Raw genomic sequence first — 13,898 nt, forward strand, 5'->3', positions numbered from 1 at the left:
GGATGTGCGGGGCCGGGAGTGCGGTGTGTGCCTGGGCGCGGTCAGCGGTGACCGCGCCCGGGCTTGTCCTTGTCCTTGTCGTCTTTGTCCGGGGCCGGATCTCTTCAAGGCAGGGCGGTGAGCGTCACGACGCTGCCCGCTTCCACGTTCGAGTTGAAGCCAGGGACCTGGCCGATCACCAGGGAACTGTCGGAGTCGGTGATGGACTTGACCTCGACTCGCAGGCCCAGCTGCTGGAGTTTGCTGCGGGCGTTGCCGACGGTCTGACCCATCACATTGGGCACCTTCACCGCGTTCGACACGATCAGCGTCACGCTGTCGCCGGACTGCAGGGTGGTGCCGACGGCGGGGTCGGTGCCGATCGCCTTGTCGCCCTCGATGCTCTTGTCGTATTGCACGCGGGTCTCGCGCACGGTCAGCCCGGCGGTGGTCAGGGCTCTGGCCGCCTCCTCGGCGGTCTTGCCGCGCACGTCCGGCACGTTGACCGGCTGCGAACCCTTGCTGCGGTACACCTTGACCTGGGCGCCCATCGGCAGGATGGTGCCCGGCGCCGGTTCCACTTTGGCCAGCGAGCCCTTCGGAGCGGTGCTCGGGGCCTCGCCGCTGTCGATCGGCTGCAGGCCCGCGTCGCGGATGGCCTGGTTGGTGGCGCTGATCTGGTCGCCCGGCGTGATGTCGGGCACGCGGGGCTTGCCGTTGGAGATCAGCACCGCGATGGTCGAGCTCTTGGTGACCCGCGACCCGGCCGACGGATCGGTGCCGACCACGCCGCCCACCGGGATGGTGTCGGAGGCCTTGTTGCGCAGGACCGTCTCGAAACCGGCCTCCTGCAGCACCGCCACGGCGCGTTCGGAGTCCATGCCCGCGATCGGCGGCACGGCCGTGTAGCGGCCCACGCCCAGCCACCAGCCGCCGATGCCGACCAGCAGGGTCAGCGCGGTGACGATCGCGGCCCAGACCACGCCGGTGCGGCGCGAGGGATTCTCGTTGGACGCGAACGGGTTGTGCTGTGGTGCGGGGGAGTGCGCGTGCTGGTAGTCGTCGGGGCGCGGGCGAGGCGCGGTGACCACCCTGGTGTGCTGTGGCTGGGCGTTCGGCATCGCGTGCGCGACAACGGGATTCGGGGTGACCGGGCGGTCTCCGGGGTGGTGTGCGTCGCCGGTGCGGTAGCTCTCGCTGAGGTGCTCGGCCGAATCGCGGGGCGCCGGAACCCGGTACGGCGGCAGATTCAGCTCCATGGCGATCATCTGCAGCTGCGCGGCCATCTCGTTGGCGTCGGCGTAGCGGCGCTCGGGATCGCGGGAGGTGGCCTTGGCGACCAGAGCGTCGAGTTCCGGCGGCACGCCGCCGATGAACTGGCTCGGCGGCGGCACGTCGTTCTCGACCCGCTGATACGCCACCGACAGCGAGTTGTCGCCGGTGAACGGCACCCGGCCGGTGAGCAGTTCGAAGATCAGGATGCCGAAGGAGTACACATCGCTGCGGGCGTCGGCGGTGCCGGTGGTGACCTGCTCGGGCGCCAGGTAGGCGGCGGTACCGAGGATGACGCTGGCCGAGGTGGTGTTGGCGGCGGCGACGGCGCGGACCAGGCCGAAGTCGGCGATCTTCACCTCGCCGGCGTCGGAGATCAGGACGTTCTCCGGCTTGATGTCGCGGTGCACGAGTCCGGCGTCGTGGGCGGTGCCGATGGCGCGCAGGACCGGCTCGGCGACGGCGCGCACCGCGTGCGGCGGCATCGGGCCGCGCTCGCGCAGCAGTTCGCGCAGCGTGCCGCCCTCGACCAGTTCCATGATCAGGAAGGGGTACTCGCCGTCGACGCCTTGGTCGTAGACGGCCACCAGCGAGGGGTGCTTCAGCTTGGCCACCGCGCGCGCCTCGAACTCGAAGCGGGTCAGGAACTGGGGGTCGCCGGCGAACTTCGGATCCATCACCTTGACCGCCACCGGGCGATCCAGCCGGGTGTCGGTGCCCCGGAACACCATCGACATCCCGCCGCGAGCGATCGGCGCATCGATGCGATAGCGCCCTTCCAGCATCTGGCCGATCAAGTGATGTCCTCCGGCTTTCACAAACTTCTCACCCCTCGCGACACTGCGACAAGCGACCAGGCCACCGTGTGCGGCCCCCACGATCGTAACCGGGTCATGATGGCATGCCAGCCGATGCACGCGAGGTCGCACGTACTACGGTTGTGCGAGTGAGTGCCTTCCCTTGCAGCGACGATGTGCTGCCCGACACCGAAACCGTCGTCTCGCTCCCCGAGGCCGCCGACATACTCGGTATCCCGGTCACCGCGGTGCACCAGTTGCTGCGTGACCACCAGCTCCTCGCGATCCGCCGCAACGGCGTCGCCGGCATTCCGTCCCGCTTCTTCGACGACAACGACGAGATCGTCCGGATGCTGCCCGGCCTCATCACCGTGATGCGCGACGGCAAGTACTCCGACGAGGACATCCTGCGCTGGATCTACACCGAGGACGACTCGCTGCCCGGCCGCCCCGTCGACGCCCTGCACGGCCCGCTGGCGCGCGAGGTCGTCCGCCGCGCCGCCGCCGAACCCTTCTGATCCCGCGCGTTCCTGCCGCCGCCCGCCGGCCCGGCCCATGGCGTGTCCGGTCGGCGGCCCGGTAGCCCGCATCCGTCGCTCCAGCCCTGATCCTCGTCAGCGGGCCTCGGTCCGCTTCTGTCGACCTGCGCCTGAGCTCGGTCGGCGGCGCGCCGGGTACGTGGCTCAGACCTGCGGCCCCGGGCAGACGCCAGCGCTCAGGATGCGCCGTGTCCGGCCGCCTGATCGTGTGCCCGCCGCCAGGCGGACGAGCGCAGCAGTCGCAGGCCGTTGAGGCCGACGAGGACCGTCGAACCCTCGTGCCCGAGCACGCCGAGCGGCAAGGGGAGATGACCGAGCAGGTCCCAGACGACCAGGACGCCGAGGAAGCTCGCCGCGATGGCGAGGTTGGCCAGCACCACCCGGCGCGCGCGCCGTGACAGCGCGATGACGGCCGGAATGGTGGTCAGGTCGTCCCGGACGACGATGGCGTCCGCGGTCCGCACCGTCAGATCCGAGCCCGCGCCTCCCATCGCGATCCCCACGTGTGCGGCGGCCAGGGCGGGCGCGTCGTTGATCCCGTCACCGACCATGGTCACCCGGTGGCCGCCCGCGGCCAGCTCCCGCACGGCCGTGACCTTGTCGTGCGGCAGCAGCCCGGCGCGCATCTCGCCGATCCCGAGCTGCCGGGCGAGCCGGTCCGCGGTGGTGGGGTTGTCGCCGGTCAGCAGAACCGGTGTGCTGCCGTTGGATTCGGCGAGCGCGGCCACCGCGCCCGCCGCCTCGGGGCGGACCTGATCGGTGAAGCCGAGCACCGCCACCGGTTCGTCGTCGCGCAGCATCACGACCGCCGTGCGGCCACGGGACTGCACCGACACGACGATGTCCGCGGCGGCGATCGAGCGCGTCGGCCTGGCGCTGGACCCGTGCCGCACTCGCGCGGCGTCCGCGACCGAGCTGAGATCGCCGGCGAGCACGGTGGGCGAGCCGATGCGCAGGTGGTGGCCGTCGACCCGCCCCGACACGCCACGACCGGGTTGTGCGGCGAAGTCGTGGACGACAGGGAAATCCAGATCCCGCTGCCGGGCAGCGCGGACGGTCGCCGCGGCCAGCGGATGTTCGCTCGGGTGCTCGACCGCGGCGGCCAGGCGCAGGATCTGATCCTCGGAGACCGCACTGCCCGGCAGCGGGTGGATCTCCACGAGGTCCGGGATGCCGCGGGTGAGCGTGCCGGTCTTGTCGAAGGCGACCCGGGTGGTCGCGCCCAGCTGTTCCATCACCACCGCCGACTTCACCAGCACGCCGTGGCGGCCCGCGGTGGCGATCGCGGCCAGCAGCGGCGGCATCGTGGCCAGGACCACCGCGCAGGGGGAGGCGACGATCATGAACGTCATCGCGCGCAACAGGGAATCCCGCAGCGGCGCACCGTAGATCAGCGGAACGATGAAGACGGCCAGCGTCGCGACGACCATGCCGATCGAATAGCGCTGCTCGATCTTCTCGATGAACAGCTGGGTCCTGGCCTTGGTGCGACCCGCCTCCTCGACCAGCGCCGCGATCCGCGCGACCACCGAATCCTCGGCCCGGCGCTCGACCCGGACCCGCAGCGCGCCGGTGCCGTTGAGCGTCCCGGCGAACACCTCGTCGCCGGTGGCCTTGTCCACCGGCAGGGGTTCACCGGTGATGGTGGCCTGGTCGACCTCGCTCGCCCCGTCGACGACCCGCCCGTCGGCGGCGATCCGGTCGCCGGGACGGATCAGGATCACCTCGCCGATCGCGAGATCGACGGCGGCGACGGTCTGTTCACCGTCGTCGGTGAGCCGGGTCGCGGTGTCGGGGGCGAGGGTGAGCAGGCCGCGCACCGAGTCCTCGGTGCGCGTGGTCGCCAGCGCCTCGAGCGCACCCGAGGTCGCGAAGATGACGATGAGCAGCGCCCCGTCCACGACCTGGCCGATCGCCGCCGCCCCGAGTGCGGCCGCCACCATCAGCAGATCCACGTCGAGGGTCTTGTCCCGCAACGCTTTCAGACCCGCCAGGCCCGGTTCCCAGCCGCCGGCGAGGTAGCAGGCCAGCAGCAGCGACCACCACAGCCAGGACGGTCCGCCGGTCAGCTTCGCGAGCAGACCGAGCGCGAACAGCGCGGTCGCCGTGGCGGCCCAGCGCATCTCGGGAATCGCGAACAGTCCGGTCCGCGTGGTCGAAGCGCGGGACGCGGTGACGGCGCGGGTCGGCGTGGCGGTGGACGAGACCACAGGGCACCTCCGAGGCGGGGAACGAGGACCCGAGAATAACAGATCATATGAAGAGATATTCATGTGTGCTGGTCCGCTACACTCCACGCCATGGGACACGGTGTGGAAGGCGGCCGTCCGGCGACGCGGCTGGACGCCGCGGCCGCCGCGCACGTGGCGACCACCCTGCAAGCGTTGGCCACCCCGAGCCGACTGCTGATCCTGTCCGAACTGCGCCAGGGGCCCCGACCGGTCACCGAACTCGCCGAGGCGGTGGGGATGGAGCAGTCCGCGGTGTCGCATCAGCTGCGGCTGCTGCGCAATCTGGGCCTGGTCACCGGCACCCGCGCCGGCCGCAGCATCGTCTACAGCCTCTACGACCAGCACGTCGCCCAGTTGCTCGACGAGGCTGTCTACCACAGCGAGCACCTGCGCCTGGGCCTGGCCGAACGCCCTGAGATCGCGGGCTGAACCGACGGCATCGGTCGGTGCCGGGGCTTGGCACGTCGGCGGACGGCCCGAGATCGCGGCAGTCCGATGATGTGACGCCGCGGGCCGCCCGGCCGCGTCAGCGCCGTACGGTGGCGAACCCCTTGGCGGCGACCAGGATTCGCCGACGGTTGGGCACCGTCGCCCTTCGCTGGAACACCTGGAAGTCGGCCCCCTCGATACGGTCGAGGATCTCGGCGTAGAGCGCCGCCGCCGTGCGGATCGCCGGCCGGACCCGGGGCTCGAGCAGCGCGATACCGGGCTCCGCGCGGCGGTAGACATCGCGATTGACGGCGATCAGATGCGCCAGCGCGCGGCGCAGCGGCTGATCGGTGCGCCCGGTGGCACGGCACGCGCGCAGGTGGGCTTCGTCGACGCCGAAGGCGGCCAGCTCCTCGGTGGGCAGGTAGATCCGGTCGCGGTCGAGGTCCTCACCGACATCGCGCAGGAAGTTGGTGAGCTGGAAGGCCTCGCCCAGCGCGGCGGCGGCCGGTTCGGCGTCGGCGACCGGGACGACCGTGCCGAGCACCGGCAGCAATTGCAGGCCGATGGCGGCGGCGGAACCACGCATGTACTCGCGCAACTCGGTCATGGTGGCGTAGCGGGTGCGGTGGCCGTCGGTGCCGGGCACGTCCATGCGCATGGCGTCGAGGAACGTCCAGAAGTGGGTGTGCGCGATGTCGTAGCGGGCGATGGTGTCGGCGGCGGCGGTCAGGATCTGCCGACGACGCGGGTCGCCGGTATCGATCACGCCCTGTTCGAGGGCGAGCCGGAATTGCCGTTCGACCAGATCGAGGTGCTGGGCCGGGCTCAGCTCCGAACCGGCGAGGTACGCGCCGTCGCGGGGGTCGAGGACCCGGGCCGGGTTGTCGGCGTGGTCGACGATGTCGTCCACCATGCGCGCGAAGGCGTAGAGCGCGTGCACGGCTCGGCGCCGCGGTGGTGTGAGCAGGGTGGTCGCCAGGTAGTACGTGCGACCGTGCTCGGCGGCGATGCGCCGACAACTCGCGTACGCGGCATCGAGCGGGATCACGGCGGCGTCGGCCGCCGGCCCGGTCAGGTCTTCCGGCGCGACCGCGCCCGGACCCCGATCGCTCATGCCCGGACGGTGGGCGCCGGTTCCCTGGTGACGGGCCGGGAACTGGCCGATCGCAGGTGCAGGGGATCGACGGTCCGCAGCGACACCGCGGCCACGACGGCGGCGAAGGTGGCCAGCGCGACGTGCCAGAAGTTGTACAGCCCGATCGACCCGTCCGGCTGGAACACCAGCATCAACCAGGTGCACAGCCCGACCAGCCACTGCAGGGTCACTGTCGACAGCGCGAAACCGGCGGCCAGCGCCAGCGGCCACGAGTAGTACCAGGGCAGCGCGGCGGGGGAGAGCAGCACGATCGCGACGAACGCGATCACGATGCCGAGGACGGCCTCCCGCTCGGAATGCCGGAACCGCCACCAGATGGCGACCAGCAACACCACCAGGGCGATCTTGCACAGTTCGCGGGTCACGCTGAGCACGGAGTCCAGGCGCAGCGGGGTCACCCAGGTGACCATGTGCGCCAGGATCGTCGGCAGCGAGAGCCAGTTGATGATCTTGTTGGAGCCCTGCAGCGCGGTGACCCAGCCGAACCCGACCCCCGCGATCACCGAGGCGGCGCCGAACACCAGCGCGAACACCCCGACACCGATACCGGCGATCTTGGCGAAGACGAACAGCGGATGCGGCATGTCCGCCGACGGGCGGGCCGCGTCGGGATGCTTCTGGTCTTCCGACACCTCGGGATCGGAGGCGCCCCGTTCGGCGGCCCGACGCTCCTTCTCGTGCAGGATCCAGATCCACACCAGGAACGGCAGCGCGACGCCCGCGGTGGCCTTGATGGCGACGCCGATCGCGACGACCACGATGCCGGCCACATGGTGGCGTTCGAGCACCAGCGCGATGCCCGCGCACATCAGCCCGACCATCAGCATCTCGTTGTGCACGCCGCCGATCAGGTGCACCAGCACCAGCGGATTGAGCACCGCCAGCCACAGCGCCACGGTCGGCTTCCCGCCCAGGTGCTTGGTCAGGTACGGCACCGCCCACATCATCAGCGCCAGGCCGGGCAGCATGACGACGCGCAGCGCGATGGTGCCCGCGATGACGTTGTCGCCGGTGAGCATGGTGAGCACCCGGCCGATGAGCAGGAACATCGGGCCGTAGGGCGCGGTGGTGGTGGTCCAGACCGGGCTCACGTTGTCCAGCAGCACACCGGGATTGGCGACGGGACCCACCTGATAGGGGTCGTAGCCGTCGCGCAGCAGCGCGCCCTGGGCGAGGTAGGAGTAGGCGTCGCGACTGAACATCGGCGCCGCGAACAGCAGCGGCGTGATCCAGATGCCGACGATGGCCCGCAGCTCGTTCAGCGTGACGTGCCCGCCGTCCTTGCCGAGGGTGTTGCGGCCCAGCCGAACCCACGCCGTGATCATCAGCAGGACGCCGATCCAGATGACGATCGTCGAGAGCGCGTAGCCGTGGCCGAACCGCAGCCAGGACAGGTGCAGTGCCTCGAGCAGCGGGTCGCGCTTGCGCACGGCGCCCGCGCCGAAACCGCCGAAGGTGATCATGACCGCGCCGAAGAACCCCATGACGGCCGCGTGGCCTTCGGGACTGCGGATGAAGTCACCCGCGGTCCGTAGCCGGGACCGGACGCCGGGATCGGTCCCGGTGGGCATGTGGCGCTGCGGCTCGAGGGTGCGCGTGGTGTCCATGGGGCCTACGGTCGTCTCAGGGGGCGGCATGTTCGGTCGGTCCCCCCGGATGGTCGGCGGTCGCAACCGCGAGCTGATAAGTCGGCCGTCAGTTTACGGCTTCACGTTGGAACACTAGCCCGGTGGTCGGTGGCGTTGCGCGTCCGGCTGCCGGTGATTCGTGCCGCGGCCAGCTTGCCCGACAGCAACGTGGTGGGCACGCCCACCCCCGGAGTGGTGCCGCAACCTGCGAGAACGACGTTGTCCACGCCCCTTGGCAGATTGCGTGGCCGGAACGGACCTGTTTGGCGGAACAGGTGTGCCACCGAGAACGGTGTGCCGGCGATCATGCCCTGCGCCGCCCAGGTGACCGGAGTGTCGACGTGGTCGATCCGGAAGTGCTCGGCGATCCCGGTGTAGCCGCGCCGCTCCAGCTCCGCGAGCAGTTCGCGCAGATAGGCCGGGGCGAGGCGGTCCCAGTCCAGCGGCGCGGCGTCCAGGTTGGGACACGGCGCGAGCAGCGAGAACGGTTCGTGGCGGCCGTCGGCGCGCTCGACGTACAGACCGGTGTCGGTCAGCGCGGGCCGGGTCAGCAGCAGGGACGGATCGCTCATGACCCGTCCGCGGCCGCGGCGCGCGGCGATCTCGGTGAAGGTCGTGGCCCAGGCGGCCCCGAAATCGATGGTGTGATGGGCCTGCACCGGCCACCGCGCGGCGACCTCGGCGGGCACCGTGCCGTGGGCCACCACCGCCGACGGTGAGGCCCGCAGACCGCGCCGGTAGCGCAGGCCGAATCGGGGCAGTGCGCCGAGATCGGCGGTGAGGACGACGGCATCGCAGGCGACCCGGCGGCCGTCGGCGGTGCGAACCGCCTCGGCGCGGCGGCCTTTGCGCGTGCCGGCCGCATAGTCGATCCCGACGACCTCGGCCCCGAGGAGCAGGTTGCCGCCCGCCGCCGTGAACGCCTCGGCGAGCGCGGCGGTGATCGCGCGCATGCCGCCCTCGGGGAAGTAGACGCCCAGGCAGGTGTCCATGTTCGGGATCGCGCCGTAGAGCGCCAGCGCCTTGTCCGGCACCGTGCCCGCGTAGAGCGCCTGGAAGGTGAACAGCCGGGCCAGCCGCTCGTCGCGCAGGTAGGACCGCACCCGCGGTCCCAGCTTGCCGAAGCCGCCGAGGCGGGCGAGCGCCGTCAGCCCGGCCCGTGCTTCGCCGCTGCGTACCAGGTCCAGCGGCGAATCGAAGTTCGCGTCCATGAACTCGTCGTACTCGGCGTCGTAGATCCGCCCCAGCCAGGCGCGCAGCCGCCGGTAGTTGCGGGCCTCGGTCGGTCCGCAAGCTCGCTCGACCTCGGTGGCCATCGTCTCGGCGTCGTCGTAGACGCGGATGTCGGTGCCGTCGGCGTAGCGGGCGTGATAGGCGGGCGCGAGGCGGTGCACGCGCAGGCCGACGTCCGCGCGCGTCTGCCCGACCGCGGCCAGCGCCTCGTCGATCAGCTCCGGCAGCGTGAGCACGGTGGCCCCGTTGTCGATCTCGTAGTCGTCGAACCGGTAGCGCCCGACCCGGCCGCCCGGATGATCGGCCCGTTCGAGCACGGTCACCTCGCGGCCCGCGCCGCGCAGATGCAGCGCCGCGGCCAGCCCGGCCAAGCCCGCGCCGACCACGACGACATGGTTCGTCTGTCCCACCACGCTTCTCATGGCGGGCTCAGGCGGTTCGGCGGGTGGCGGCCAGCGCCATGTCGTGCAGTAATTGCTTGGCCTGCGCGGTCGCGCTGCTCGTCGCCACGGCGCGCAGGCCGGTGTCGGTGAGCTCGGTGATCCGGCGTTCCACCTCGTCGACCGCGCCGAGCTCGGTGAGCAGCGCGCGCAGCCGGTCCACGGCCGCGTCGTCGAGATCGGTGCCGAGCCCGGTGCGGATCAGGGCCGCCGGTGCCGGCTCGGCGCGCTGCAGCGCCTCCGCGATGAGCACCGTGCGCTTGCCTTCGCGCAGGTCGTCGCCGGACGGCTTGCCGGTGACGGCGGGGTCGCCGAACACCCCGAGCAGGTCGTCGCGCAGCTGGAAGGCGATGCCGACATCGGTGCCGTAGGTCCGCAGCGCCGCCACCAGGGCGTCGTCGGCTCCGGCCAGCGCGGCGCCCAGGTGCAAGGGGCGTTCGATCGTGTACGCGGCGGTCTTGTACCGGTTGATCCGCAGCGCGGCCTCCACCGATTCGTCGCCACCGGCCTCGCCGTTGATGTCGAGCAACTGCCCGCCCAGCACCTCGGTGCGCATCCGCGCCCAGACCGGCGCGAACCGGGCCAGCGCGGCGGGGGCGAGCCCGGCCTCGTGGACCAGGTCGTCGGCCCAAGCCAGGGCGAGATCGCCGATCAGGATGGCGACGGCGCGGCCGTACTCGGCACCGTCACCGGGCCAGCCCGCCGCGCGGTGCCGGTCCTCGAACTCGATGTGCACGGTCGGGTAGCCGCGCCGGGTCTGCGAGGAGTCGATGATGTCGTCGTGTACCAGCGCGCACGCCTGCACCAGTTCCAGCGCCGAGCAGGCGGTGAGCACCGCGGCCGCGTCGGGTCCGGCCGGATCGCCGCCCGCGCCGAGCCAGCCGGTCCAGGCGAAGCCGGGCCGGGTGCGCTTGCCGCCCCGGATGACGAACTGTTCCAGCGCCTCGGCGGCGTCGACGAAGACCGGGCCGAGCGGCTCGACGATCTCGCGCCGGGACGCGAAGAAATCGGCCAGCACCTGCTCGACCGCGGCGACGAACGCGGGCGTGCCCGGCGTGAGCGTGACGAGATCGACCGAAGCCGGGGTGTCGGCGACGGACCGGGAAAGCGGGGTACCGATTCCGGCGGACAGGGTGGCCTCCAGGTGCGGAAGTGGGCGAGCGGATGGACGTCGATCGCACGCGGCGGCGCGATCACCGGCGTTCCGTCGCAGAATACGCGGGTGGCGCGGGGGTGTCGTCGGCGCACGCGGCCGCTGCGACCGACCCCACACCCGGCGATTCGGCGGTGTCTGCCCCTCGCGCGGATCGCGTTCAGCGGACTTGACGAACGAGCGGCAGGTCCGTGCCCGATTTCGGCCGGTCGCGGTCGTCGATTCCCGGTCGGCGCCGCGGTGCCGGGGCGCACCACTACACTGAACCGGTGACATTCGACGATGGACGGGGACGTTCGACCCCTGATCGACCCGCCCGGAAGCAGTCGATCGTCTCGAACACCCCCTCGGTGGTGCAGAGCCTGCGTGCCCACTCGGGCAGCGGCGTGCCCTTCTCGGTGGAGTTCAATCCGCCCCGCGACGCGGCGGGCGAGGCCCGGCTGTGGCGCGCGGTCCGCGAGTTCGAGTGCATGCACCCGGCCTATGTGTCGATGACCTACGGCGCCGGCGGCTCCACCAAGGACCGCACCGTGCGGATCACCGGTGAGCTGGCCACCGAGACCACGCTGCTCCCGGTCGCCCACCTCACCGCCGTCGGTCACAGCATCGACGAGTTGCGCGCGCTGGTCGGCTCCTACGCCGATTCCGGCATCCGCAACCTGCTCGTCCTGCGCGGTGACCCGCCGGGCGATCCGCTCGGGGAGTGGCGCAAGCATCCCGAGGGCGTCGAGTACGCCGAGGAACTGGTGCGCATCGTGCGCGATCTGGGCGACTTCCACGTCGGTGTCGCCTCGTTCCCGCAGGGGCACCACCGCTCGCCCGACCTCGACCACGACACCCGCCAGCTCGCCGCGAAACTGCGTGCGGGCGCGGAGTATTCGATCACCCAGATGTTCTTCGACGTCGAGCACTACTTGCGGCTGCGGGACCGGGTGGTGGCCATGGACCCGATCGAGGGCGCCAAGCCGATCATTCCCGAGCTGATGCCGATCACCTCGCTGCGTACCGTGCAGCGCGCCGAGGAACTCTGCGGCCGTCCGCTGGAGCCGTCGGTGCTGGCCCGGCTGACCCGCGCCGCGGGCACCGGCCCCGAAGAGGACAAGGCGGCCGTGCGCGCCGAGGGCATCCAGATCGCCACCGAGATGGCTCAGCGCCTGATCGACGAGGGCGCCCCCTGCCTGCATTTCATCACCCTCAACTTCGCGAAGGCGACCAGCGAGGTGCTCACCAATCTCGGTTACGGCGTGACGGCGGCCCCGCTCAGCGCGTGAGCGCGAGCTCGGTCCACACGCGTTCCCAGTTCCTGGTCATCGCCGGATAGACGATCAGGTAGCGGAACGGCTTGATGAAGGCCATATAGGCGCGCCCGAACACCCCGTTCGGCTTCACCAGCACCGCCATCTGCAGGTGGTAGCCGGGCCCGTCGTCGTCGGGCACCCACCCCAGGTGCATCACCCCGTGCACGGTGCCGTTGGCGATCTCGGCCGCGTACTCGTCGTCGAGCGCGTACAGGCTGGTGAACGGGCTCCCCGCGTCGTCGGGTCGCGGCAGTTCCCGCAGGTCGGCGGGCAGCCGATCCCGCAACGACGCCACCCGCCGCCCGGCCCCCGCCGCCTCCCGATCCCACCCCAGCACCGCCCCCAGCTTCCACCGGATCTCGAACAACACCCCGCTCACCCCGGAAGACTCCGACGCCCGCGCCGCCCGCAACGCCGCGAGCAGCGTCGGAAAGTCCCCCGCCGCCCCACCCGGCGTCCGAAACCGCCACACGTCCTCGACCTCGAAATCCGGCGTGATCTCGTGGATACGCCACCCCCGCCCGGTATGCGCCACTGCCGGAACTCGCATGAGAAACCCCTCTCCGTACGGATGCGTATGGAGGGAGCGTACCCCTGATATACGCCTACGTATAGATCAGATCCGCGCGGCAGCGGCAATCGATCGATCTCCGCTGCGCCTGCGGGCTGCGGACACGCCTGCGTCCAAGCCGACCCGACTCCGGATATTCCGGACAGCAAACGGCGCGGCGCACCAGACTCGCCGAACGCTGTTGGCGCATCACGAAATTCGCGACCTAGGGTCCCTGGCATGCCCAGCTACCTGCACGAAGGTGTCCTGGAGTTGTTCCGCGCGGACCTCACATTGGCCGCCACTCTGGTCGCCGAAGTCTGCGATGTTCCCGTGCCCGGCTACACCGGAGCGACCGCCGAACCTTGCGACTTCTCCGATATCGGACCCAAGGAGTTCCGCGGCGACCTGGCGCTCAGTCTCCACGACGCAGACGGTGCTGCTGTCCTCGGCATCTGTGTCGAGGTCCAGCTCTCGGAGAAGCCGCACAAGCGATGGAGCTGGCCGGTCTACCTGGCCACATTGCGCGCCCGGTTGCGCTGTCCCGTAGTACTCCTGGTCGTTGTCTCCAGTACTCGCGTAGCGGCCTGGGCGGCCGAACCGATCGACCTCGGCCACCCGGGCTTCGCCCTTCGGCCGCTGGTCGTCGGCCCCGAGCGCGTGCCACTGGTGACCGATCCCATGGAGGCCGCGTCCTCCCCGGAACGGGCGGTCCTCTCAGCCATGGCGCACGGCAACGGCCCCCACTCCGACGAGGTCTTCACCGCTCTCCTCGTCGGCCTGACGAAGACCGATGACGAGCGTGCGCGGATGTACCATGACCTGGTCGATGAGGTGTTGTCCGAGGCGGCCAGCCGACGGTTGGAGGAATTGATGACGATGACCTACGAATACCAGGGCCGGATCGCCCGTAAGTATGTCGAGCAGGGCCGACAAGAAGGCCGCGAAGAGGGCCGTGAAGAGGGCCGTGAAGAAGCCACCGCGGCCAGCATCCTGACGGTCCTCGGTACCCGTCGACTCGCTGTCTCCGACGATCAGCGGGAACGTATCCAGGGTTGCCGAGACCTGAACCAGCTCGATGCTTGGCTGAGACGCGCGATCGACGCGGCGGAGACCGCGGACCTCTTCGACTGATCCCCGTAGACCTTTCCGAGCTCGGGTCGGCGGGTACGGGAAGCCGCGTGCGGCGG

Annotated in this window: 11 protein-coding genes; 4 read left to right on the forward strand and 7 right to left on the reverse strand. The window is 70.9% G+C overall.

The genetic code is table 11. From position 1 onward, the window contains the following. Positions 1-104 precede the first annotated feature (104 nt). Positions 105-2,069 (reverse strand): Stk1 family PASTA domain-containing Ser/Thr kinase, encoded by a 1,965-nt coding sequence (gene pknB, locus Q7X29_RS03765; RefSeq protein ID WP_218717257.1) that lies wholly within the window; start codon positions 2,067-2,069, stop codon positions 105-107. Positions 2,070-2,197: 128 nt separating this feature from the next. On the opposite strand from pknB, the gene Q7X29_RS03770 reads away from it, so the two are divergent. Further along, a complete protein-coding gene (locus Q7X29_RS03770; protein WP_218717256.1) occupies positions 2,198-2,566 on the forward strand; it encodes an Rv2175c family DNA-binding protein in 369 nt (122 codons plus the stop codon). Between the two features lie 197 nt (positions 2,567-2,763). On the opposite strand, the gene Q7X29_RS03775 is transcribed toward Q7X29_RS03770, so the two are convergent. Next, entirely contained in the window at positions 2,764-4,797 is a 2,034-nt protein-coding gene (locus Q7X29_RS03775; protein WP_316573309.1) for a heavy metal translocating P-type ATPase, read from the reverse strand. 90 nt (positions 4,798-4,887) lie between these two features. Here Q7X29_RS03775 and Q7X29_RS03780 point away from each other — a divergent pair, with 90 nt between their 5' ends. Continuing rightward, entirely contained in the window at positions 4,888-5,247 is a 360-nt protein-coding gene (locus Q7X29_RS03780; RefSeq protein ID WP_218717254.1) for an ArsR/SmtB family transcription factor, read from the forward strand. Between the two features lie 97 nt (positions 5,248-5,344). On the opposite strand, the gene Q7X29_RS03785 is transcribed toward Q7X29_RS03780, so the two are convergent. From Q7X29_RS03785 to Q7X29_RS03800, 4 genes are all read right to left on the reverse strand, one after another. Continuing rightward, positions 5,345-6,298, reverse strand: a complete 954-nt coding sequence (locus Q7X29_RS03785; RefSeq protein WP_374104837.1) for a phytoene/squalene synthase family protein — start codon at positions 6,296-6,298, stop codon at positions 5,345-5,347. A 62-nt stretch (positions 6,299-6,360) separates the two neighbouring features. Next, complete coding sequence (locus tag Q7X29_RS03790; protein WP_218717252.1) at positions 6,361-8,013, reverse strand: alpha-(1->6)-mannopyranosyltransferase A; 1,653 nt, start codon at positions 8,011-8,013, stop codon at positions 6,361-6,363. A 101-nt stretch (positions 8,014-8,114) separates the two neighbouring features. Next, a complete protein-coding gene (crtI, locus tag Q7X29_RS03795; RefSeq protein ID WP_316573310.1) occupies positions 8,115-9,689 on the reverse strand; it encodes a phytoene desaturase family protein in 1,575 nt (524 codons plus the stop codon). A 7-nt stretch (positions 9,690-9,696) separates the two neighbouring features. Next, positions 9,697-10,851: a polyprenyl synthetase family protein gene (locus Q7X29_RS03800; RefSeq protein ID WP_394358666.1), complete on the reverse strand. Its 1,155-nt coding sequence runs from the start codon at positions 10,849-10,851 to the stop codon at positions 9,697-9,699. A 278-nt stretch (positions 10,852-11,129) separates the two neighbouring features. Here Q7X29_RS03800 and Q7X29_RS03805 point away from each other — a divergent pair, with 278 nt between their 5' ends. After that, positions 11,130-12,131, forward strand: a complete 1,002-nt coding sequence (locus tag Q7X29_RS03805; RefSeq protein WP_374104835.1) for a methylenetetrahydrofolate reductase — start codon at positions 11,130-11,132, stop codon at positions 12,129-12,131. Here Q7X29_RS03805 and Q7X29_RS03810 read toward each other — a convergent pair. Further along, entirely contained in the window at positions 12,121-12,708 is a 588-nt protein-coding gene (locus Q7X29_RS03810; protein WP_316573311.1) for a DUF2867 domain-containing protein, read from the reverse strand. The two genes, Q7X29_RS03805 and Q7X29_RS03810, sit on opposite strands and share 11 nt — an antisense overlap. Positions 12,709-12,948: 240 nt before the next feature. Between Q7X29_RS03810 and Q7X29_RS03815 the strand changes: the two genes are divergently transcribed. Continuing rightward, the gene (locus Q7X29_RS03815; RefSeq protein WP_316573312.1) at positions 12,949-13,842 is read left to right on the forward strand and encodes a hypothetical protein; all 894 of its coding nucleotides are present in this window, start codon (positions 12,949-12,951) and stop codon (positions 13,840-13,842) included. The last annotated feature ends 56 nt before the right edge of the window (positions 13,843-13,898 follow it).

The sequence above is a fragment of the Nocardia canadensis genome, assembly GCF_032656385.1.
Taxonomy (GTDB): domain Bacteria; phylum Actinomycetota; class Actinomycetes; order Mycobacteriales; family Mycobacteriaceae; genus Nocardia; species Nocardia canadensis.